Origin of the sequence: Streptomyces justiciae, assembly GCF_015163075.1 — a bacterium.
Classification (GTDB): Bacteria; Actinomycetota; Actinomycetes; order Streptomycetales; family Streptomycetaceae; genus Streptomyces; species Streptomyces justiciae.
In genome coordinates this window covers 369161-390987 of sequence record NZ_JADDXU010000005.1, presented here as the reverse complement: position 1 = coordinate 390987, position 21827 = coordinate 369161, and the positions used below count along the sequence as shown (strand labels likewise).

Genomic DNA, 21827 nt, shown 5'->3' with positions numbered 1-21827 from the left:
CTACGGGTCAACGGCGGTTCGTGCGCCGCAGGTGCAGTCGTACCGCACGCTGGGCCACCGGGCCCAGCTCCTCCAACGCGGCGACCAGGACGCCCAGTTGCTCCAGCGCGTCCAGCGCGGCCGTCGCGCCCGGCAGGTCCACGCCCTCGTACAGCTCGATGCCGACGAAGGACGCGGCGACCGCCCGCGCCAGGCCCGCCGGGTCGGTGAACTCCTCGAAGGGGGTGCCCGCGAGGACCCTCCGGAGGACCTTCTCGATCTCGGTGATCCAGGACTCGAGGCCTGCCGCCGTGGCCGCCGCGAGGCTCTCGTGGGTCTGGGCGCCGGCCAGCAGCTGGCCGAGGAGGGCCACATGGCCGCCGGAGCGCTCCTCCTCGTGGATCTGCCGTCCCACCACGAGAAGTTCGGAGAGCGAGCGCACCTGGTCGAAGCGGGGGCGGTAGCGGGACACGGCCTGCTCGGCGCCGTACCGGCAGGCCGCCGCGAGGAGTTCGTCGACCGAGCCGAAGTGATAGAAGACCAGGGCCTGGTTGACCCCGGCCGCCGAAGCGATCGTGCGGGCCGACGCCTTCGCGATGCCCTGGTCGACGAGGGTCCGCAGGGCGCCCTCCAACAACTTGGTCTTGGTCTCCTGCGACTTCGCGGTCTCGGGACTCACGCGCGCGACTCCTCGCGGACCGGGCGCAGTCCGGGGCGGACACCGCAGGAACGGATGTCGCTGTACGTCGCCTTGAAGGAACCCTCGTAGCCGAAGAGGGGCCCGAAGTACTTGTTGACGACCCTGACGCGGATACGGAAGCGGCCGGAGTGGTCGTCGAAGGACTCCCGGACCTCGGCCGTGGCGCCGATCAGCTCGGGCACCCGGACGTCCACCACGCCCTCCCGGAACCGGTGTTCGCCGGAGCGGATGAGGAGCGAGCCGTCGGGCTCGGCGTGGAAGTGCAGGTCGCTGGCCAGGTGCTGGTGGGTGCCGAGGTAGTCGAGGACGCGGTCGCCGCGGGGGCCCAGGACCATCTGGGCGTCGAAGCGGCGGGAGCGGCCGGGCAGGTCGAAGGTACGCACGAAGGTCACCGTCTCACGGCCGTAGGTGTCGGTGTACGGCACGTTCTCGATGACGAAGGGGACGTTGCGGCCGGTGCGCGGGACGAGGATGTTGCGGGTGGTGCCGAGCGCGAGGAACGGCTTCACGAAGGCCCCGCCGTGCCAGATGCGGTCCATGACACCCCGGCCGGTGCAGGCCTCGCCGCCGGCCAGGCCGACGGAGAAGCGGCGCTGGAGCTGGGGGTGGAGGCCGTCGAAGGCGGGGCCCATCGCGGTGCGGAAGATCGAGGCCGTCGAAGGCGCCCCGGAGTGCGCGGGATACATGGTCATCGCGGGTTCTCCGAGGTGCGCGGGAGGCATGGTCGGCTCGGGTGCGCGAGAGCCATGGTCGTCGCGGCTTTCCCTCCGGCGCGCAGGATGCGTGGTCATCGCGGGTTCTCCAGGGTGCGCAGGAGCCGGGGTGCGTGGGCGTGGGTCGGCGGGCGGCGTCGGCAGCGGCGGGCGGCCGGGGTGCCGGGCAGGGGCGGGGCGAAGAGGGCCAGCGCGAGGGCGACCAGGGTGAGCGCGGGCATCCAGTAGAAGAAGAGCGGCGCGAGGGGCCCGGTCAGCCGCAGCAGGCTGCCGTACCCGAAGCCCGTGCAGGCGAGCACGATCACCAGGGCTCGCATGAGCAGCTCGGCGAGCCAGTTCACGCACGCCCGCTCCGGAGTGATCCCGCGCTCCAGCCACAGCCGGAGCCGGTCGAAGGACCAGGCTGTCGCCCAGCCCATGAGCGGCCGGAACAGCAGCCGGTCGGCACACGCGCCGAACGCGCCCCAGCGGGGCCGGTAGTCGTAGCCGGTCAGGAAGCGCACCCCGTCGCCGTCCGGGACGTACCGCCAGTAGCCGCTGCCCTCGGCGAGGAGGGACAGCGGGTGCGGGGAGGAGAAGCGGAGAGCGGAGGTGCGGGTGCCGTCCGGACGCTCCTTCTCGCCGGCCGAGACGCCGGTGCCGGCGATGGTGAGGCCGGGCAGGACGCGCGTCGCGTACCGGAAGTGCTGCGGCTCGCCCTCCGCGCGCGGCAGGTAGTCGATCTCGGTGAAGCGGAGGTCCCAGCGCTGGTGCTCGGACGGCTCCTGGGTCCGCGCCCAGAGCTCGTCGAGATCGGCGCGGATGTGCGCCTCTACGTAGAGACCGTTCCGTAGACCGTTGTGACCCATGCGATTCCCCCAGGCCAGCCTGTTATTTGAGCGATCGCTCAAACCTCTGGGATCAGAAAGTACACCTCTTTGAGCGATCGCTCAAACATCAGGCACGAGAAAACCCCGGCCCGCGCGGGCCGGGGTTCGCAGGGATGCGGAGGCGCCGGGCTACTCGGCGAGGTGCCGCTCCACGGTCTCCACCTTGGAGGTCAGGCCGTCGGTCACCCCGGGACGGATGTCCGCCTTGAGGACCAGGGACACGCGCGGGGCGCGCGCCTCGACGGCGGCGACGGCACGCTTCACCACGTCCATCACCTCGTCCCACTCGCCCTCGATCGAGGTGAACATCGCGTCGGTGCGGTTGGGCAGGCCGGACTCGCGGACGACCCGGACGGCGTCGGCGACGTACTCCCCCACGTCCTCGCCGACCCCCAGCGGCGTCACGGAGAAGGCGACGATCACGAGGTCTTCACCGCCTGCTCCTGGCGCGCGCGGGAGGCGATGACCGCGTCCTCGGCCTCGCGGCGGAGCTTGCGCTCGGCGAAGAAGCCGCCGGTGGGCAGGACGGAGAGGACGAAGTAGAGGGCGGCGGTGCCGAAGGACCACTTCGCCCGGTTCCAGGCGTCGGCCCAGAAGATCACGTACAGGATGAAGAGAACGCCGTGGATCATGCCCATGACCGGGACCGCGTTGAAGTCGGTGGTCCGCTTCAGCACCGAGCAGACGAGCAGAAGCAGGAAGGAGACCGCCTCCGGGGCGGAGACGAGGCGGAGGCGGCGGAGGGCGCTGGCGGTCTTGATGTCCACGGGTCACCTTCGGTGGGAGTCGCGTCGAGAGGGGGCCTGCCGGTTTGTGAACACATGCACAAACGTTCTTCCATTGTGGCAAACGGCTGAGCGGGGGCAGGCTTGGGGGTCCGTGGAGACCCTGAGGAGCGAGTGTGCAGTTTGTCTTCTTCATGACCCTGCCGGGCCTTGTGGTGGTGCTCACGCTGCTGGCCTTCGTCGATCAGCTGCTGCTGCGGGCCGGCCGGTCCGGCGTCCTGCCCTGGCGGAACGCGGGGCGACAGGGGCAGATCTCCTCCACTGGCTTCGAGCAGCTGCACGCTGCCCTGTCCCCCGGCAAGCAGCACGAGCTGAAGGAACGCCAGAGCTCCCTGGTGATGCGGGACGACGAGGAGGACGGGGCACCGCCCAGGTCCACGGTCGACCTGACCGGGGGCAAGGCGGTCATCCGGGTTCCGGGGGCCGGCGGGTGAGGCCGGGAGCCGGGCCGGTGCGGTCGGGCTCGCAGGTGGGCTGCCCCTAGGGGTGCGGTCAGGGTCCGTCTCCACCCAGGGGCTCTGTCCGCGGGAGCCGTCGCGGGCTACCTTCGCAGCGTGGCGATGTTCCGACTTCAGGGCAGCAAGGTGCTCGCCGTCGAGATGACCGGGGACGCCGTGAAGGCGAAGAACGGCTCGATGGTCGCGTACGACGGACAGATGGCGTTCAAGAAGCTCAGCGGCGGCGGTGAGGGCATCCGGGGGATGGTGACCCGGCGGATCACCGGTGAGCAGATGACGGTGATGGAGGTGAGGGGGCAGGGGACCTGCTGGTTCGCCGACCGCGCCTCCGAGATCAACCTCGTCGGTCTCCAGGGCGACAAGCTGTTCGTGGAGTCGAGCAATCTGCTCGCGACCGACGGCGGCCTCAGGACGGGGACGAGTTTCACGGGCCTGCGGGGCGCCTCGCAGGGCAACGGACTGTTCACGACGACCGTCGAGGGCCACGGCCAGGCGGCGATCACCTCGGACGGCCCGGCCGTGGTGCTGCGGGTCAGCCCGCAGTTCCCGCTGAGCGTGGACCCGGGCGCGTACATCGCGCACCAGGGCAATCTGCGGCAGTCCTTCCAGTCGGGTGTGACGTTCCGCACGCTCATGGGCGAGGGCGGCGGCGAGGCCTTCCAGATCCGCTTCGAGGGCGACGGCCTGGTGTACGTCCAGCCCAGCGAGCGGAACACGATCGCGGGGGACGTCTGACATGACCTTCCGGGAGCTCAACTCGAAGATGGTCGAGGCGACCGTCATGCCCGGTCAGCGGCTGTTCAGCCAGCGCGGGGCGATGCTCGCCTACAAGGGCGAGGTGTCCTTCACGCCCAACATGAGCGGCGGCCAGGGCGGCATCATGTCGATGATCGGACGCCGGGTGGCGAACGAGGCGACCCCGCTGATGACGGTCGAAGGCAGCGGCACGGTGCTGTTCGGGCACGGCGGCCATCACGTCCAGGTGATCAACCTCGCCGGCGACACCCTCTACGTGGAGGCGGACCGCCTCCTGGCCTTCGAGGGCACCTTGGAGCAGGGCACGATGTTCATGGGCTCCCAGGGCGGCGTCATGGGCATGGTCCGCGGCCAGGTCACCGGGCAGGGGCTGTTCACCACCACCCTCAAGGGCCGCGGCGCGGTCGCCGTGATGGCGCACGGCGGAGTCATCGAGCTGCCCATCACCCCGCAGCGCCCGGTCCATGTCGACCCGCAGGCGTACGTCGCCCACCACGGCGACGTCCGCAACAAGCTGTCGACCGCGCTCGGCTGGCGCGACATGGTGGGCCGCGGCTCCGGCGAGGCCTTCCAGCTGGAGCTCAGCGGCAACGGCGCGGTGTACGTCCAGGCCTCGGAGGAGAAGCTGTGAGCCAGTACGCGGGCGCGGGCCCGACCGTCCACGACCCGACGACACTGCCCTCCGACGACAACGTCAACAACTACACCTTCTGCGTGGAGCTCAAGGGGAGCCAGTGGTTCCTGCAGAAGGGGAAGATGATCGCCTACTACGGCTCGATCGACTTCAACGGCATCGGGCACGGCCGACTCGACCGACTTGTCCGTACGTCCTTCCATTCGCCTCTGCACGCGAGCGACTGGGTCGTGGCGGAGGGCTCCGGCAAGATGCTCCTCGCCGACCGGGCCTTCGACGTCAATTCGTACGACCTCGAGGACGGCAACCTGACCATTCGCTCGGGCAACCTGCTCGCTTTTCAGCCAACTCTTGCCCTCAAGCAATCGATCGTGCCGGGTTTTCTGACACTGATCGGAACCGGAAAGTTCGTCGCCGCATCTAACGGTCCGGTGGTGTTCATGGAACCGCCGATCCGGGTGGATCCTCAGGCGCTGGTCGGCTGGGCCGACTGCCCGTCGCCGTGCCATCACTACGACCACGGCTACATGACCGGCCTGATGGGCGGTCTACGTGCGATGACGGGCCTCGGCGGGGCCTCCGGGGAGGAGCACCAGTTCGAGTTCGTGGGCGCCGGCACCGTACTGCTCCAGTCGTCCGAGACGCTGATGGCGGAGCAGGCGACGGGCGCGGTCCCCCAGCAGGCCGGAGTGCCCGGTTCCGGGGTACCGTCCACAGGCCCTTCACAGCAGGCGGGCGTACCGCGCCTTCCCGGACAGCTGGGAGACCTCCAGCGTCGCTTCGGGCTGTGAGCGGTAGTCTGCGGAGTGTGACGTCGAACGTGTGCGCGCCGTCACGAACACCCTCACTAGTTCGCCTTTCAACTTCTTAGGTAGACTTCATTCATGGAGACCGAGACGGCCACGCGCTGGCTGACCGATGCGGAGCAGTGCGCCTGGCGCACCCACCTGGAGGTCAACAGGCTGTTGACGTACCAACTCGAGAAGGACCTCCAGCCGTTCGGCCTGACAATGAACGACTACGAGATCCTGGTGAACCTCTCCGAGTCGGAGGATGTCCGGATGCGGATGAGCGATCTCGCGTCCGCCACCCTCCAGTCCAAGAGTCGCCTCTCGCACCAGATCACCCGCATGGAGAACGCGGACCTGGTGCGCCGCGAGAACTGCGAGTCGGACCGCCGCGGTCTGTACGCGGTACTGACCGAGCACGGCATGGAGACGATGAAGAAGGTCGCGCCACACCACGTGGCGTCTGTGCGGCGACACTTCATCGACCTGGTCTCCCCCGAGGCCCTGGCGGAGCTCGACAAGTCCCTGAAGCCCATCGCGGAGCACCTGCGGGGGCAGCGCGGGCGTCCGTGACATAAGGGCCTGTGACTGTCACAGGCCCTTACCGATCAAGCGAGCGGCAGGCGGAGTTCGAACAGGGCTCCGCCTGTCGGTGCGTCGCGGACCGTGAGGGTGCCGCCGTGGCGTGCGGCGACGTCGCGGGCGATGGCGAGACCGAGTCCGGCACCACCGTCGTCACGGCTGCGGGCCTCGTCGAGCCGGACGAACCGCTCGAAGATCCGCTCCCGGTCGGCCGCCGCCACCCCGCCCCCGTCGTCGGCGACCTCGGCGACGGCCCAGGCCCCGTCCCGGCGCACGGACACCGTGACCGCCGAGCGGGCGTGCCGCTGGGCGTTGTCGAGCAGATTGCCCAGCACCCGCTCCAACTGCCCCCGGGACCCGGTCACTTCGACGGCCTCCGCCGTGACGCTCACCCCGTCCCGGCCGCGCGCCTCCCGCCGCGCCACCTCCCCGAGGTCGAGCCGCTTGTCGCCGGGCCCCTCCCCCGCGTCCAGCCGGGCGAGCAGCAACAGGTCGGCGGCGAGCCGTTGCAGTCGTACGGTGTCCTCGACCGCGCCGTCCAGGTCCAGCAACTCCGGGTGCGCGGCGGCCACTTCGAGCTGGGTGCGCAGGGAGGCGATCGGGCTGCGCAGCTCGTGGGAGGCGTCGGCGACGAAGCGGCGCTGCCGCTCCACGGAGCTCTCCAGCGCGGCCAGCGTCTCGTTGGTGGTGCGGGCGAGGCGGGCGACCTCGTCGTGGGTGACGGGTTCCGGGACGCGCCGGGAGAGATCCTCGGAGGCGGTGATCTCCGCCATCTCGCGCCGGATGCCCTCCACCGGGCGCAGGGCCCGCCGGGTGACCAGCCAGGTCACGGCCGCCACGACGGCCAGCAGCAGCGGGAAGCCGGTCAGCATGCCGGTCGTCGTGGTGGTCACGGCGCTCTGCTCGGCGTCCAGGGACGCACCGGCGTGGACGGTGACCAGGCCCCGGTCCTCCGTCTCCACGCGGACGGTGGCGAACCGGTACTCGTCCTCCGTGCCGTCGACGGTCGCGGAGCCGTCGCCGAAGTCGGTGTCCTCGTCGATCTCTCCGGGCTCGAGCGACGTGTCGTCGTCGTCCGCGTCGTCGTCGCCGGACTGCCCGGCCCCACCGCTCGGCGGCCGGGGCGTCACCGCATCGGTGCCCGTCCCGCTGATCCGCTCCAGGTCGTCGGTCGCCGCGACGAGCGTGCCGTTCGCGTCGACGACCTGGACCGGGTAGTCGTCCTCCAGCTCCAGCCGGTCGTACGCGGTCCCGACGGCGATCTGGGAGGCGACCTTGCGTGCCGCGCTCTCCGCCTTGGTGTCGGCCTGGTCCGTCAGATTGGCCCGCAGCGACAGCAGCACGGCAGTCCCGGCCGCCACCAGGGCCACGGCGACCACGAGGACGGCCCCGAGCGTGGCCCGCGCCCGCACGGACCCGAAGAGACGTCTCATCGCTCCTCCGTCTCCAGCCGGTACCCGGCGCCGCGCACCGTCCTGATGAGCCCGGCACGCAGTTTGCGCCGCAGGGCGCTGACGTAGACCTCGACGATGTTGGGGTCGCCGTCGTAGGCGAAGTCCCAGACGTGCTCCAGGATCTGCGCCTTGGAGACCACCTCGCCCGCGCGCGTGACGAGCTGCTCGAGGACGGAGAACTCCTTTGCGGTGAGGGTCACTTCGTCCTCGCCGAGGAAGACCCGGCGGGCCGCGGTGTCGACCTTGAGATCACCGCGCACGATGACGGGCGAGGCCCCGGCGCCGTTGCGACCCCGGCGGCGCAGCAGCGCCTTCACGCGGGCGACGAGGACGACGTAGGAGAAGGGCTTGGTGAGGTAGTCGTCGGCGCCGGTGTCGAGCCCCTCCGCCTCGTCGTACTCGCCGTCCTTCGCGGTGAGCATCAGGATCGGCACGTCGTGGCCCGCGGCGCGCAGGGCGGCGCAGACCCGGTAGCCGTTGAGGCCGGGCAGCATGATGTCGAGGATCACGAGGTCGTACGACCCTTCCGTGGCCCGGTGCAGGCCCTCCCGGCCGTCGTGGACGACGTCCACGGCATATCCCTCGGCGGTGAGTCCCTTGGCGAGCGACAGGGCCAGCCGCTTCTCGTCCTCGACGATCAACAGGCGCATGCCCACCAGGGTCGCAAAGCGAAGCTGAAGATCTCTTCAGGCGGCTTCAGGTTCTCCTCAGCGTCGGTCGGAGAGGGTTGTTCACGTCGAAAGCGAAGCGAAGCACGACAGACCTGGAGGAACTCGCATGAAGCGCAACATCGTGATCGCCGCCCTCACCGCGACCGCTCTGATCGGGGGCGGCACGGCCACGGCCCTCGCGGTGTCCTCGGACGACGACGGGTCTACGCGGGCGGATGTGCGGGTGGCGGCGGACCGGGCGGCGGACGACGACGACCGGGATGACCGCGACGACCGCGACGAGACCGCGGTCGCGGCGAAGGGCGACGTGACCGCCGCCGACGCCATCGCCGCGGCGCTGCGGCACACGCCGGGCACCGCCGCCTCCGTGGATCTGGAGGACGACGGTGCCGGGACGTGGGACGTGGACGTGCTGAAGAGCGACGGCACCGAGTACACCGTGACGGTCTCCCCGGACACCGGGAAGGTCGTCGGCGCGCACAAGGACAACGACGACGACGGCGACGCCGAGGACCGTGCCGAGGTCGCCGCGCTGAAGGGCGCGAAGACCGACGCCCGCGAGGCTGCGCTGGCTGCCGCCGCCAAGGGCACGGTCACCGAGGTGAGCCTCGACGACGATGACGACAGCCGGGCCGTGGTCTGGAACGTGGACACCGCGAAGGGCGACTGGAAGGTCGACCTGGCCACGGGCAACGTGACGGCGGACCGGGACGAGGACTGACCTCTTCTTCGCCCCCGCCGCCCCTACCCGTTCCCACCCCCAGGGGCTGCCGCCCCTTCGACCCCGCCCAGGGGGCTCCGCCCCCTGGACCCCCGCTCCTCAAACGCCGGAGGGGCTGACCGACCAGCCCGTCCAGCGTTTGAGGACGAGGCCCGTTCAGGGCCGACAGCGGGGGCCTGGGGGCGCAGTCCCCAGTGATGGGACGGGTAAGGGCGGCGGGGGCGAAAAACGCTCACGCCCGCCGCCCCCAACGCCACACCCCCCGCCACCACGAAGCACACCCCCAACGGCAGCCTCTCCACCAGCAGCCCCGCCGTCGCCGCCCCGGTAGAACTCCCCGCGTTCACCGCCGTGTTGACCCACGCCCCCGCCTGCGTCCGGAACCCCTCCGGAGCGGCCTCGTCGGCGATCAGGTACGCCGTCGTCAGCGCCGGTGCGACGAAGAACCCGGCGCAGGCGGCGGCGACCGCGAGGGCGCCGATGCCCGGAGCCAGCCCTGCGAGGCACAGGGTCGCGCCCAACCCCGTGGCGAGCAGCGGAAGTCGGACCCGCGCGGCCACCCGCCAGTCGACCGCGCCGTTCGCGAGACCTCCGACCGCGCTGCCCGCCGACAACGCGGCCAGCACCCACGCCACCGTGTCGTCCCCCCGCCCCCGCTCCGCGGCGAACGCGACCACCAACAGGTCCACGGCACTCAACGCGAGGCCCATACCGGCGGCGACCACCACCGGCTGGAGCAGCCCCCGTCCCCGCAGCGAACCCCCGCCGCCGGAAAGGGACTTGGCCCGCCCCGAAGGCGGTACCGCCGCCACCGCCGGCGAACCGACGAACACCAGCGTGCCCCCGGCCATGAGCAGCGCGCCCAGCACCACCCCCACCGCCGGTGACGCGACGCCGATCACCACACCGACCAGCAACGGGCCGGTGACGTACAGGAGTTCCTCGGCGACCCCGTCCAGGCTGTACGCGCGCTGCAACAGCCGTCGGTCGTCGACGAGTCGGCCCCACACTGAACGCATCGTGGGCCCGAGCGGGGGCGCGCACGCGCCCGTGGCGGCGGCCACCGCGCCGAGCACCACCGCGGGCGCACCCGGCCGCCAACTGACCGCGGCGAGCGCGCAGAGCAGCCCCGAGTGGAGAAGGGACATGGGGATCAGGGCCCGCCGAGGGCCGTGCCGGTCGACGAGTGCCGCGCGGTACGGGGACAGGAAGACGACCGTGGCGCCGAACAGCGCCATGACGACACCGGCCACGGCGTACGACCCGGTCGCCCGGGTCACGGCCAGCATCACGGCGATGGGGGCCACGCCGTACGACAGCCGGCCGACGAGGGCCGAGACGAAGGCGCGGCGGGCATGCGGAACGGAGAGCACGGCGGCATACGAGGGCCGCCGCGCGGAGGACGCGGACATGGGAGGTTCCTCTGCGAAAGGCATGAGCAAGGGACGCCGAAGTGCCGCGACGGCTGTGTCAGCGGGTCGCGGTCAGGGGCGCGCTCTATGCCAAGAGAAGGAACATGTGGATCAACGTACCAACATCAACAGTGAGTTGACCAGAGCGTCAGCCCTCGGTCAGCCCCGCCACCAGCTCGTCCGCCGCCCGGTACGGGTCCAGCTCCCCCGCCACGATCCGCTCCGCCAGTGCGCCGAGGCGGCGGTCGCCGTGCAGGTCGCCGATGCGTTCGCGCAGGGCCGTGACCGCGATGGTCTCCACCTCACGGGCGGCACGGGCCTGGCGGCGCTCGGCCAGGACGCCGCGCTCCTCCATCCAGGCGCGGTGCTTCTCCAGAGCCTCGACGACCTCGTCGACGCCCTCGGCGCGGGCCGCGACCGTCTTGACGATCGGGGGGCGCCAGTCGCCGGGGCCGCGGGACTCGCCCAGGCCCAGCATGTGGTTGAGCTCGCGGGCGGTGGCGTCGGCGCCGTCGCGGTCGGCCTTGTTGACGACGTACACGTCGCCGATCTCCAGGATTCCGGCCTTGGCCGCCTGGATGCCGTCGCCCATGCCGGGGGCCAGGAGGACGACGGAGGTGTCGGCCTGGGAGGCGATCTCCACCTCCGACTGGCCGACGCCGACCGTCTCGACCAGGATCACGTCGCAGCCCGCCGCGTCCAGGACGCGGATCGCCTGCGGCGCCGCCCAGGCCAGGCCGCCCAGGTGGCCGCGGGTGGCCATCGAGCGGATGTAGACGCCGGGGTCGGAGGCGTGGTCCGACATGCGCACCCGGTCGCCGAGCAGGGCGCCGCCGGAGAACGGCGAGGACGGGTCGACGGCCAGGACGCCGACCCGCTTGCCCTGTTTGCGGTACGCGGTCACGAGGGCGGACGTCGACGTGGACTTGCCGACGCCCGGTGAGCCGGTCAGGCCCACGACGTACGCCCCACCGGTCAGCGGGGCCAGTGCCGCCATGACCTCACGGAGCTGCGGGGACGCCCCCTCCACGAGGGAGATCAGCCGGGCCACGGCCCGCGGCCGGCCTTCCCTGGCCTGGGCCACCAGGGTGGAGACGTCCTGCATCACAGCTCCGTTCAGATCGACTACGTACGTGAACTCAGGCCTTGGGTACCCGCACGATCAGCGCGTCACCCTGACCGCCGCCGCCGCACAGTGCCGCCGCGCCGACCCCGCCGCCGCGCCGCTTCAGCTCCAGCGCCAGGTGGAGCACCAGCCGGGCGCCGGACATGCCGATGGGGTGGCCCAGGGCGATGGCTCCGCCGTTGACGTTCACCGTTTCGGTGGACACCCCGAGGTCCTTCATTGACTGCACCGCGACGGCGGCGAAGGCCTCGTTGATCTCGATCAGGTCGAGGTCGGAGACCTCCAGGCCCTCCTTCTTGAGGGCGTGCAGGATCGCGTTGGAGGGCTGCGACTGGAGGGAGTTGTCCGGTCCCGCCACGTTGCCGTGGGCGCCGATCTCGGCGATCCACTCCAGGCCCAGCTCCTGCGCCTTGGCCTTGCTCATCACGACCACGGCCGCCGCACCGTCCGAGATCTGCGAGGAAGTGCCGGCCGTGATGGTGCCGTCGCGGGTGAACGCCGGGCGGAGCTTGCCGAGGGACTCCACGGTGGTGTCGCCGCGGATGCCCTCGTCCTTGCTGAAGACGACCGGCTCGCCCTTGCGCTGCGGGATCTCCACCGGGGTGATCTCCGCCTCGAAGATGCCGTTCTTCTGGGCGGCGGCGGCGCGCTGGTGGGACAGGGCGGCGATCTCGTCCTGCTCGGGGCGCTGGATGCCGAGGCGGGTGTTGTGCTTCTCCGTGGACTCGCCCATGGCGATGCCCTCGAAGGAGTCGGTCAGGCCGTCGTACGCCATGGCGTCGAGCATCTCGATGGCGCCGTACTTGAAGCCCTCACGGGACTTGGGGAGCAGGTGCGGGGCGTTGGTCATGGACTCCTGGCCGCCCGCGACGATCACGTCGAACTCGCCGGCGCGGATCAGCTGGTCGGCCAGCGCGATGGCGTCGAGGCCGGACAGACACACCTTGTTGATGGTCAGCGCCGGGACGCTCATGGGGATGCCGCCCTTGACGGCGGCCTGGCGGGCCGGGATCTGCCCGGCGCCGGCCTGGAGGACCTGACCCATGATCACGTACTGGACCTGGTCGCCACCGATCCCCGCACGGTCGAGGGCGGCCTTGATCGCGAAGCCGCCGAGGTCGGCCCCGGAGAAGGACTTCAGCGAACCGAGCAACCGTCCCATGGGCGTACGAGCGCCCGCGACGATCACGGAAGTAGTTCCGGAAGACATGAGGTGCGATCCCCTTCCAGCTGGACAGCCGAGGAGTGAACGAGGGTTTACTTCGAATGTACTGAGTGGCACTCCGTGCCGTCACCGGCCCGTCGGTGTGATCGCTGGCACGTTGCGTAACCATCTCCCGAGCGCTGCACTAACACCATGCTGACGCGAATCGACCACATCGGGATCGCCTGCTTCGACCTCGACAAGACTGTCGAGTTCTACCGGGCCACCTACGGCTTCGAGGTCTTCCACTCCGAGGTCAACGAGGAGCAGGGCGTCCGCGAGGCCATGCTCAAGATCAACGAAACCTCCGACGGCGGGGCCTCCTACCTGCAGCTTCTGGAGCCGACCCGCCCCGACTCGACCGTCGCCAAGTGGCTGGACAAGAACGGCGAAGGCGTCCACCACATCGCTTTCGGTACGGCGGACGTGGACGGGGACGCCGCGGACATCAAGGACAAGGGCGTACGCGTCCTGTACGAGGAGCCCCGACGCGGCTCCATGGGGTCACGAATCACCTTCCTGCACCCCAAGGATTGCCATGGCGTACTGACAGAACTGGTCACTTCGGCGCCCGTTGAGTCACCTGAGCACTGACCCTCGTACATATGGGCCGGTAGGGTTGGGGGCGGTCGCCGCTCTCTACGGGCGACCGCTGGCCGGGGTCCGTGTTTCGGGGGGCGAGCGTCTGGGCTGCAGCCCATGCTCCGCCGTTGATCTGACACCATTCCCCGGGGGCCCCGTTCGGCGGATGGACGAGGCTCGTATGGAGTGACTTGCGACCAGGGGACGGATGGGACCGCGCAGTGCGGGGCTACGAACGCCAGGAGCGAGAGCCGGCGGCTGACGTCGACCACCTCTCTCGGTTCGAGGCCGAGATGGATCGGCTGAAGACCGAGCGGGAAAAGGCGATCCAGCACGCCGAGGACCTCGGCTACCAGGTCGAGGTGCTGCGCGCCAAGCTGCACGAGGCGCGCCGCACCATCATGTCCCGGCCCGAGTTCTCGGGCGGCGACATCGGCTACCAGGCCGAACAGTTGCTGCGCAACGCCCAGATGCAGGCCGACCAGCTGCGTCAGGACGCCGAGCGCGAGCTGAGCCAGGCGCGGGCACAGACCCAGCGCATCCTCCAGGAGCACGCCGAGAACGCGGCGCGGCTCCAGACGGAGCTGCACCAGGAGGCGGTCACCCGTCGCCAGCAGCTGGACCAGGAGCTCGCCGAGCGCCGCCAGACCGTCGAGTCGCACGTCAACGAGAACGTGGCGTGGGCCGAGCAGCTGCGTGCCCGCAGCGAGCAGCAGGCCCGCCGGCTCCTGGAGGAGTCCCGCGCGGAGGCCGAGCAGGCCATGGCGGCCGCCCGCGCGGAGGCCGAGCGGCTCACCACCGAGGCCCGCCAGCGGCTGACCAGCGAGGCCGAGGCGGCCCGCGCGGAGGCCGAGCAGCTGCTGCGCCGGGCCCGCGCGGACGCCGAGCGGCTCCTCAACGCGGCGTCCACCCAGGCCCAGGAGGCCACCGACCACGCCGAGCAGCTGCGCAGCTCCACGGCGACGGAGTCGGACGCCGCCCGCCGCCAGGCCACCGAGCTCAGCCGCGCCGCCGAGCAGCGGATGACGGAGGCCGAGGAGGCGCTGCGCAAGGCGCAGGCCGAGGCCGAGAAGCTCGTCACCGAGGCCAAGGCGGCCGCCGAGAAGGCCCTGTCGAGCGCCGAGTCGGCCAACGAGCAGCGCGTCCGTACGGCGAAGGAGCAGGTCGCCCGGCTGGTCAGCGAGGCCACCCAGGAGGCCGAGACCACCAAGGCGGACGCCGAGCAGATCGTCGCGGACGCCCGCGCGGAGGCCGAGCGGATCGTCGAGGAGGCCTCCGAGAAGGCCCGCACGATCACCGCCGAGGAGAGCGCCACCCAGCTGTCGAAGGCGGCCAAGACCGCCGAGGACGTCCTCAACAAGGCCCAGCAGGACGCGCAGAACACCACCAAGGCGGCCGCCGAGGAGGCTGAGCGGATCCGCCGTGAGGCGGAGGCCGAGGCCGACCGGCTGCGGTCCGAGGCGCATGACATCGCCGAGCAGCTGAAGGGCTCCGCGAAGGACGACACCAAGGAGTACCGCGCCAAGACGGTCGAGCTGCAGGAGGAGGCCCGCCGGCTGCGCGGCGAGGCCGAGCAGCTGCGCGCCGACGCGGTCGCCGAGGGCGAGAAGATCCGCGCGGAGGCCCGCAAGGAGGCCGTCCAGCAGATCGAGGAGGCGGCCAAGACCGCCGAGGAGCTGCTGGCCAAGGCCAAGGCGGACGCCGACGAGCTGCGCCAGACGGCGACGGCGGACAGCGAGAAGGTCCGCACCGAGGCCATCGAGCGGGCGACGACCCTGCGCCGGCAGGCCGAGGAGACCCTCCAGCGGACCCGGCAGGAGGCCGAGCGCCACCGCGAAGAGGTCATCGAGCAGTCCGAGGGCATCCGCAACGACGCCGAGCAGGCCGCGCGCGAGCTGCGCGAGGAGACCGAGCGCGCCATAGAGGCCCGTCGCGCGGAGGCCGCCGAGGAGCTGACCCGGCTTCAGACCGAGGCCGAGGAGCGGCTGACGGCCGCCGAGCAGGCGCTGACCGAGGCCCGTGAGGAGGCCGCGCGCATCCGTCGCGAGGCCGCCGAGGAGACCGAGCGCCTGCGCGGCGAGGCCGCCGAGCGCATCCGCACCCTTCAGCAGCAGGCCGAGGCGGAGGCGGAGCGGCTGCGCACCGAGGCCGCGTCCGACGCATCCGCGTCCCGGGCCGAGGGCGAGGCCGTCGCCGTACGGCTGCGTTCGGAGGCCGCGGCCGAGGCCGAGCGGCTGAAGTCGGAGGCCCAGGACACCGCCGACCGGGTCCGCGCCGAGGCGCAGGCCGCCGCGGAGCGGCTGGCGACGGAGGCGTCCGAGACGCTGGCCGCCGCCCAGGAGGAGGCCGTACGGCGTCGTCGTGAGGCCGAGGAGACCCTCGGCGCCGCGCGTCAGGAGGCCGACCAGGAGCGTGAGCGGGCCCGCGAGCAGAGCGACGAGCTGCTGGCCGCGGCGCGCAGCCGGGTCGAGGAGGCGCAGGCCGAGGCGGTGCGGCTGGTCGAGGAGGCCGACCGGCGCGCCACCGAGATGGTGTCGGCGGCCGAGCAGCACGCCCAGCAGGTCCGCGACTCGGTCGCCGGGCTGCACGAGCAGGCCCAGGAGGAGATCACCGGGCTGCGCAGTGCCGCCGAGCACGCGGCGGACCGTACCCGTCGCGAGGCCGAGGAGGAGGCGGACCGGGTCCGCGCCGACGCCTATGCCGAGCGGGAGCGGGCCAGCGAGGACGCGAGCCGCATCCGGCGCGAGGCGAACGAAGAGTCGGAGGCCGCCAAGTCGCTCGCCGAGCGCACCATGGCGGAGGCGATGTCCGAGTCCGAGCGGGTGCGCGCGGACACGGCCGAGTACGCCCAGCGGGTGCGCACGGAGGCTTCCGACGCGCTCGCCGAGGCGGACCAGGCCGCCGCCCGGACCCGGGCGGACGCCCGTGAGGACGCCAACCGCATCCGCTCGGACGCGGCCTCGCAGGCCGACACCCTCATCACCGAGGCGCGCAACGAGGCCGAGCGGCTCACCACGGACACCATCCGGGACACCGACCAGCTGCGGCAGGACACGGTCGCCGACGCGGAGCGGCTGCGTCAGGAGACCGCGGCCGAGGCCGAGCGGGTGCGGACCGAGGCCGTCGCCAAGGCCGAGCGGCTCATCGCGGACGCCACCGGCGACGCGGAGCGGCTGCGCGCCGAGGCCGCCGAGACGGTCGGCTCCGCCCAGCAGCACGCCGAGCGGATCCGCAGCGAGTCCGAGCGTGTCAAGGCCGACGCCCTGGCCGAGGCGGAGCGCATGCTCAACGCCGCGCGCGAGGAGGCCGAGCACACCCTCGACGAGGCCCGCAAGGACGCCAACAAGCGGCGCCAGGACGTGGCCGAGCAGGTGGACACGCTCATCAACGAGACCACCGCCGAGGCCGACAAGCTGCTCACCGAGGCGCAGACGCAGGCCCACAAGACCACCGCGGACGCGGAGGCGCAGGCCGACACCATGGTCGGCGCGGCCCGCAAGGAGGCGGACCGGCTGGTCTCCGAGGCGACGGTCGAGGGCAACTCCCTGGTGGAGAAGGCCCGTACGGACGCGGACGAGCTGCTCGTCGGCGCCCGCCGGGACGCGACCGCCATAAGGGAGCGCGCCGAGGAGCTGCGCGACCGCATCACCACCGAGATCGAGAGCCTGCACGAGCGGGCCCGCCGCGAGGCCGCCGAGACGATGAAGTCGACCGGCGACCGCTGCGACGCGCTCATCAAGGCGTCCGAGGAGCAGCTGGCGAAGGCTCAGGCGAAGGCCAAGGAGCTGGTGTCGGAGGCCAATTCGGAGGCGGGCAAGGTCCGGATCGCCGCCGTGAAGAAGGCCGAGCTGCTCCTGAAGGAGGCCGAGCAGAAGAAGTCGGCCCTCGTGAAGGAGGCCGAGGAGCTCAAGGCAGAGGCGATCCGCGAGGCCAAGCGCACGGTCGAGGAAGGAAAGCGCGAGCTGGAGATCCTGGTGCGGCGCCGCGAGGACATCAACGCCGAGATCTCCCGTGTCCAGGATGTCCTTGAGGCGTTGGAGTCCTTCGAGGCTCCCGCGGGGGGCAAGGACGGGGGCGTCAAGGCGGGCGTCTCGGTCGGCGCCCCTCGTTCGGGTAAGCCTTCGGACAGTTAACCGACAGGTTCCGACCGGTCACGACCGGTCGAACTCCGGTGCCGTCTGGGGCCTTTGACCAAGTTTTTGGCAAGCCGTCCGTGGGTTAGCCACTCAAAAGGGGTGTCATTCTCCAGATCAAACACGTATCCGCTCGATGACACACCGCTTCGGCCCCTAGGATTCCCCCTATCACCTCACCGGTCTCATTTGACAGGAACCCCATGAGCGACACTTCCCCCTACGGCTTCGAGCTTGTGCGGCGTGGGTACGACCGCGCTCAGGTGGACGAACGGATCTCCAAGCTCGTCTCCGACCGTGACAGCGCTCTCACCCGCATCACCGCTCTGGAAAAGCGCATCGAGGAGCTCCACCTCGAGACGCAGAACGCCCAGGCTCAGGTAAGCGACGCGGAGCCGTCGTACGCCGGTCTCGGCGCGCGTGTCGAGAAGATCCTCCGCCTCGCCGAGGAGGAGGCCAAGGACCTGCGCGAGGAGGCCCGTCGCGCGGCCGAGCAGCACCGCGAGCTGGCCGAGTCCGCGGCCCAGCAGGTGCGCAACGACGCGGAGTCGTTCGCCGCGGAGCGCAAGGCCAAGGCCGAGGACGAAGGCGTCCGGATCGTCGAGAAGGCCAAGAGCGACGCGTCGCAGCTGCGCGCCGAGGCCCAGAAGGACGCGCAGTCCAAGCGCGAGGAGGCGGACGCCCTCTTCGAGGAGACCCGCGCCAAGGCCGCCCAGGCCGCCGCGGACTTCGAGACCAACCTGGCCAAGCGTCGCGAGCAGTCGGAGCGCGACCTGGCGTCCCGTCAGCAGAAGGCCGAGAAGCGCCTCGCGGAGATCGAGCACCGCGCGGAGCAGCTCCGCCTGGAGGCCGAGAAGCTGCGCACGGACGCCGAGCGCCGCGCCCGCCAGACGGTGGAGACGGCTCAGCGTCAGGCCGAGGACATCGTGGCCGACGCCAACGCCAAGGCCGACCGCATCCGTTCGGAATCCGAGCGCGAGCTGGCCGCCCTCACCAACCGCCGCGACTCGATCAACGCCCAGCTCACGAACGTCCGCGAGATGCTCGCGACGCTCACGGGCGCGGCGGTGGCTGCCGCCGGCTCCCCGGCGGAAGACGAGCCGATCTCGCGTGGGGTTCCGGCACAGCAGACCCGCTAGTCAGTAGCACGTTCGAAGGCCCGTACCGTCTCCCCCGGAGGTGCGGGCCTTCGTCGTCGGGCGCGGCTCGGTGGGGGCTGGTCGCGCCCGCGCGGCGTTAGCCGCATATCGGCTGTGACATCAGCCGCTGCCGCGGCGGGGCCCCGCGCCCCTGGGGAGTTGCGGTCACCCTCGGCGTACCAGCGGCAGGAAGATCTCGTCGACGATCTCCGTGAGCGTGGCCTCGGTGAGGGGCTCGCTGCGCATCACGATCTCGTTGCGCACCAGGTCCGTGGGCAGGGTCATGATCCGCGGCGGGACGTCGGCGGTGGGGATCTCGCCCCGGGCGGCGGCCCGTTCGAGCACGGTCGTCATGACCTCCCGCATGATCTCGAAGACCTCGACCCGCGGTTCGCCGATCTCGGCGAGCACTCCGTGCACGACGTCCTGGCCGATGTCCCGCTGCCGCTCCGCCATCTGCCGCAGGACGGCGAGGACGTCCTCGCGCAGCGATCCGGTGTCCGGGACCTGGTCCGCCATCGAGCCGCCCTGGCGGTGGCGCAGCGCGGCGACCACCAGCTCGGCCCGGTTCGCCCAGCGCCGGTACAGGACCTGTTTGCCGGTGCGGGCGCGGGCCGCGACGCCCTCCATGGTCAGCCGGGCGTAGCCGACCGCCTGCAGCTCCGTCCAGGCCGCGTCAAGGAGGTCGGCCTCCAGGGCGGCACCGCGCCGCCGGGTGTTCTCCACAGCCCGCGCCTCCTCAAGAGACCTTGCGTCTCCTACGACCGCAAGCCTATCGTCGCCTTGAGAGACGTTCCGTCTCTTAGGGAGGCAGTCGTGTGTACAAGCTCGCCGGCGTCCTGGTCCTCGGCGCCCTCGCGCCCCTCCTCGACAGCACGATCGTGTCGATCGCGCTCCACACCCTCGGCAGAGACCTGCACGCCGCCACGGCCACCGTGCAGTGGGTCAGCACCGCGTATCTGCTGGCGCTCGCGGCGGTCGTGCCGGTCAGCGGCTGGGCCGTCGAGCGGTTCGGCGGCCGGCGGGTGTGGCTGGCGGCGCTCGGGCTGTTCCTCGCCGGGTCCCTGCTGTGCGGGCTCGCCCAGGGCATCGGGACGCTGGTCGCCTTCCGGGTCGTCCAGGGCGTCGGCGGCGGGCTCATGCTCCCGGTGCTCCAGACGCTGATCGTCCGCGCGGCCGGCGGACAGCGGCTCGGCCGCCTCATGGCCGTGATCTCCCTGCCCGCCGTGGTCGTACCGATCCTCGGCCCGGTCCTCGGCGGCCTCATCGTCGGCCACGCGTCCTGGCGCTGGATCTTCTACGTCAACCTGCCCCTCTGCCTCCTCGCCCTCGCACTCGCACTGCGCTACGTCCCCCGCGACGCGGGCCGCGCCGACGCCCGCCTCGACGTCACCGGCCTCGCCCTGATCTGCCCGGGGCTCGCCGCGCTCGTGTACGGCCTCGCCCAGGTCGGCGACCAGGGCGGCTTCGGGCACGCGCGCGTGCTGCTGCCGCTGACCGCCGGAGCCGTCCTGGTGGCTGCCTTCGCGGCACACGCCACGCGCTCCCCCGAACCCCTCGTGGATCTGCGCCTGTTCCGGGTACGGTCCTTCGCCGCGGCCTCGGTGCTGACGTTCACCGGCGGACTCACCCTGTACGGCGGCATGTTCCTGCTGCCCCTCTACTACCAGCAGGTCCGGCACGAGGGCGTCATGGCCGCGGGCCTGCTGCTGGCGCCGCAAGGCCTCGGCGCGCTGCTGGCCCGCCCCACCGGCGGCCTCGCCGACCGCTTCGGCCCCCGCCCGGTCGTACTGGCCGGCCTCGCGCTCACGGCCCTCGGCACCCTCCCCTACACGACCGGCACCCACAGCGTGCCCTGGCTCGGCGCCGCCCTCGTCGTCCGCGGCTTCGGCATGAGCGCCGCCAACCTCGCCCTCATGGTCGGCGCCTACCGGGACCTCGCCCCGGCAGACGTCCCGCACGCCGGCTCCACCGTCCGCGCCCTTCAGCAGCTCGGCGGCAGTTTCGGCACGGCCGTCCTCGGCGTCCTCGTCCGCAGCGGCACCGGCACCGCCTACGCCCACGCCTTCGGGTGGACCACGCTCCTCGCCCTCCTCGCCGCCGGCGCCGCCCTCGCCCTTCCCGCTCAAGTGGCAGCCGCCCAAACCCCGTCTTAGCGTGGCCGCATGATCGAGCTCGAGGGCCTGACCAAGCGGTACGGCGAGAAGGTCGCGGTCAACAATCTGACCTTCGCCGTCAGACCCGGCATCGTCACCGGCTTCCTCGGTCCCAACGGCGCCGGCAAGTCGACGACGATGCGGATGATGCTCGGCCTCGACCGGCCCACCGCCGGCGACGTCCGCATCGACGGCAAGCACTACGACCGTCTGAAGGACCCTCTCAAGTACATCGGCGCCCTGCTCGACGCCAAGGCCATGCACGGCGGGCGCAGCGCCTTCAACCACCTGCTCTGCCTCGCGCAGAGCAACGGCATCCCGCGCGCCCGGGTCGACGAGGTGCTCGACACCGTCGGCCTGACGGCCGTCGCGAAGAAGAAGGCCAAGGGGTTCTCGCTCGGCATGGGGCAGCGGCTCGGCATCGCGGGCGCGCTGCTCGGCGATCCACGCATCCTGATGTTCGACGAGCCGGTGAACGGCCTCGACCCCGAGGGCATCCACTGGATCCGCAATCTGATGAAATCGCTGGCCGCGCAAGGGCGGACGGTGTTCGTCTCCAGTCACCTCATGAGCGAGATGGCACTGACCGCCGATCACCTCGTCGTCATCGGCCAGGGACGGCTGCTCGCCGACACGTCCATGGCCGAGTTCATCGAGCAGAACTCGCGGTCGTACGTCCGTATCCGCTCCCCCCAGCGCGAACGGCTCCTTGACGTGCTGCACGGGGCCGGGATCACGGTCGTGGAGACCGGCGCCGGCGCGCTGGAGGTCGACGGCGGCAAGCCCGAGCACATCGGTGAGCTGGCGGCGCAGCACCAGATCGTGCTGCACGAGCTCAGCCCCCAGCAGGCCTCCCTGGAGGAGGCGTTCATGCAGCTGACCGCCGAGTCGGTCGAGTACCACGCGCATGCCGACACCCCGCAGGAGCAACAGGTCTGGGGCGACGGCTGGAAGGGGAACTGACC

The 21827-nt window shown here is 71.5% G+C and carries 22 protein-coding genes; 11 read left to right on the top strand and 11 right to left on the bottom strand.

Translation table 11 applies throughout. The features are described from left to right. Positions 1-7: 7 nt before the first annotated feature. The 5 genes from IQ210_RS17140 to IQ210_RS17120 form a co-directional block, all read right to left on the bottom strand. Complete coding sequence (locus IQ210_RS17140) at positions 8-658, bottom strand: TetR/AcrR family transcriptional regulator (protein WP_059192288.1); 651 nt, start codon at positions 656-658, stop codon at positions 8-10. Then, a complete protein-coding gene (locus tag IQ210_RS17135; protein ID WP_228047866.1) occupies positions 655-1371 on the bottom strand; it encodes a DUF4166 domain-containing protein in 717 nt (238 codons plus the stop codon). Before IQ210_RS17135 ends, IQ210_RS17140 begins: the two co-directional genes overlap by 4 nt. Positions 1372-1466: 95 nt before the next feature. Beyond that, on the bottom strand, positions 1467-2240 hold the full coding sequence (locus IQ210_RS17130; RefSeq protein WP_194079868.1) for a hypothetical protein: 774 nt from the start codon (positions 2238-2240) through the stop codon (positions 1467-1469). Positions 2241-2390: 150 nt separating this feature from the next. Then, complete coding sequence (locus IQ210_RS17125) at positions 2391-2684, bottom strand: MTH1187 family thiamine-binding protein (protein WP_109496024.1); 294 nt, start codon at positions 2682-2684, stop codon at positions 2391-2393. Then, positions 2681-3028, bottom strand: coding sequence for a DUF3817 domain-containing protein (locus IQ210_RS17120; RefSeq protein WP_079311664.1), 348 nt, complete (start codon positions 3026-3028; stop codon positions 2681-2683). The genes IQ210_RS17125 and IQ210_RS17120 overlap by 4 nt, the downstream gene beginning before the upstream one ends. Positions 3029-3162: 134 nt before the next feature. Here IQ210_RS17120 and IQ210_RS17115 point away from each other — a divergent pair, with 134 nt between their 5' ends. From IQ210_RS17115 to IQ210_RS17095, 5 genes are all read left to right on the top strand, one after another. Next, positions 3163-3480 carry a DUF6191 domain-containing protein gene (locus IQ210_RS17115; protein WP_194079867.1) on the top strand — a complete coding sequence of 106 codons (318 nt, stop codon included), beginning with the start codon at positions 3163-3165 and terminating at the stop codon, positions 3478-3480. Positions 3481-3606: 126 nt separating this feature from the next. Then, positions 3607-4239, top strand: a complete 633-nt coding sequence (locus tag IQ210_RS17110) for an AIM24 family protein (protein WP_126277227.1) — start codon at positions 3607-3609, stop codon at positions 4237-4239. A 1-nt stretch (position 4240) separates the two neighbouring features. Beyond that, positions 4241-4891: an AIM24 family protein gene (locus IQ210_RS17105; RefSeq protein ID WP_194079866.1), complete on the top strand. Its 651-nt coding sequence runs from the start codon at positions 4241-4243 to the stop codon at positions 4889-4891. Next, entirely contained in the window at positions 4888-5685 is a 798-nt protein-coding gene (locus tag IQ210_RS17100) for an AIM24 family protein (protein WP_194079865.1), read from the top strand. Before IQ210_RS17105 ends, IQ210_RS17100 begins: the two co-directional genes overlap by 4 nt. Positions 5686-5778: 93 nt before the next feature. Next, entirely contained in the window at positions 5779-6255 is a 477-nt protein-coding gene (locus IQ210_RS17095) for a MarR family winged helix-turn-helix transcriptional regulator (protein ID WP_059192295.1), read from the top strand. A gap of 35 nt (positions 6256-6290) precedes the next feature. On the opposite strand, the gene IQ210_RS17090 is transcribed toward IQ210_RS17095, so the two are convergent. Then, positions 6291-7697, bottom strand: coding sequence for a sensor histidine kinase (locus IQ210_RS17090; RefSeq protein ID WP_194079864.1), 1407 nt, complete (start codon positions 7695-7697; stop codon positions 6291-6293). After that, positions 7694-8368, bottom strand: coding sequence for a response regulator transcription factor (locus IQ210_RS17085; RefSeq protein WP_194079863.1), 675 nt, complete (start codon positions 8366-8368; stop codon positions 7694-7696). Before IQ210_RS17085 ends, IQ210_RS17090 begins: the two co-directional genes overlap by 4 nt. Positions 8369-8495: 127 nt before the next feature. Between IQ210_RS17085 and IQ210_RS17080 the strand changes: the two genes are divergently transcribed. Beyond that, on the top strand, positions 8496-9110 hold the full coding sequence (locus IQ210_RS17080) for a PepSY domain-containing protein (protein ID WP_194079862.1): 615 nt from the start codon (positions 8496-8498) through the stop codon (positions 9108-9110). Positions 9111-9133: 23 nt separating this feature from the next. On the opposite strand, the gene IQ210_RS17075 is transcribed toward IQ210_RS17080, so the two are convergent. The 3 genes from IQ210_RS17075 to IQ210_RS17065 form a co-directional block, all read right to left on the bottom strand. Then, a complete protein-coding gene (locus tag IQ210_RS17075; protein WP_194079861.1) occupies positions 9134-10522 on the bottom strand; it encodes an MFS transporter in 1389 nt (462 codons plus the stop codon). A 148-nt stretch (positions 10523-10670) separates the two neighbouring features. Then, the gene (gene meaB, locus IQ210_RS17070; RefSeq protein ID WP_194079860.1) at positions 10671-11627 is read right to left on the bottom strand and encodes a methylmalonyl Co-A mutase-associated GTPase MeaB; all 957 of its coding nucleotides are present in this window, start codon (positions 11625-11627) and stop codon (positions 10671-10673) included. Positions 11628-11661: 34 nt separating this feature from the next. After that, on the bottom strand, positions 11662-12858 hold the full coding sequence (locus IQ210_RS17065; protein WP_059192300.1) for an acetyl-CoA C-acetyltransferase: 1197 nt from the start codon (positions 12856-12858) through the stop codon (positions 11662-11664). A 147-nt stretch (positions 12859-13005) separates the two neighbouring features. On the opposite strand from IQ210_RS17065, the gene mce reads away from it, so the two are divergent. The 3 genes from mce (at position 13006) to IQ210_RS17050 (ending at position 18706) form a co-directional block, all read left to right on the top strand. Then, positions 13006-13446, top strand: coding sequence for a methylmalonyl-CoA epimerase (gene mce / locus IQ210_RS17060; protein WP_093906564.1), 441 nt, complete (start codon positions 13006-13008; stop codon positions 13444-13446). A 209-nt stretch (positions 13447-13655) separates the two neighbouring features. Next, positions 13656-17567, top strand: coding sequence for a polarized growth protein Scy (gene scy, locus IQ210_RS17055; protein WP_194080017.1), 3912 nt, complete (start codon positions 13656-13658; stop codon positions 17565-17567). 203 nt (positions 17568-17770) lie between these two features. Beyond that, positions 17771-18706, top strand: a complete 936-nt coding sequence (locus IQ210_RS17050) for a coiled-coil domain-containing protein (RefSeq protein ID WP_194079859.1) — start codon at positions 17771-17773, stop codon at positions 18704-18706. Between the two features lie 165 nt (positions 18707-18871). On the opposite strand, the gene IQ210_RS17045 is transcribed toward IQ210_RS17050, so the two are convergent. Then, positions 18872-19432, bottom strand: coding sequence for a TetR/AcrR family transcriptional regulator (locus tag IQ210_RS17045; protein ID WP_194079858.1), 561 nt, complete (start codon positions 19430-19432; stop codon positions 18872-18874). 92 nt (positions 19433-19524) lie between these two features. Here IQ210_RS17045 and IQ210_RS17040 point away from each other — a divergent pair, with 92 nt between their 5' ends. Beyond that, positions 19525-20862 carry a DHA2 family efflux MFS transporter permease subunit gene (locus tag IQ210_RS17040; RefSeq protein WP_194079857.1) on the top strand — a complete coding sequence of 446 codons (1338 nt, stop codon included), beginning with the start codon at positions 19525-19527 and terminating at the stop codon, positions 20860-20862. A gap of 9 nt (positions 20863-20871) precedes the next feature. After that, positions 20872-21825 (top strand): ABC transporter ATP-binding protein, encoded by a 954-nt coding sequence (locus IQ210_RS17035; RefSeq protein ID WP_194079856.1) that lies wholly within the window; start codon positions 20872-20874, stop codon positions 21823-21825. The last annotated feature ends 2 nt before the right edge of the window (positions 21826-21827 follow it).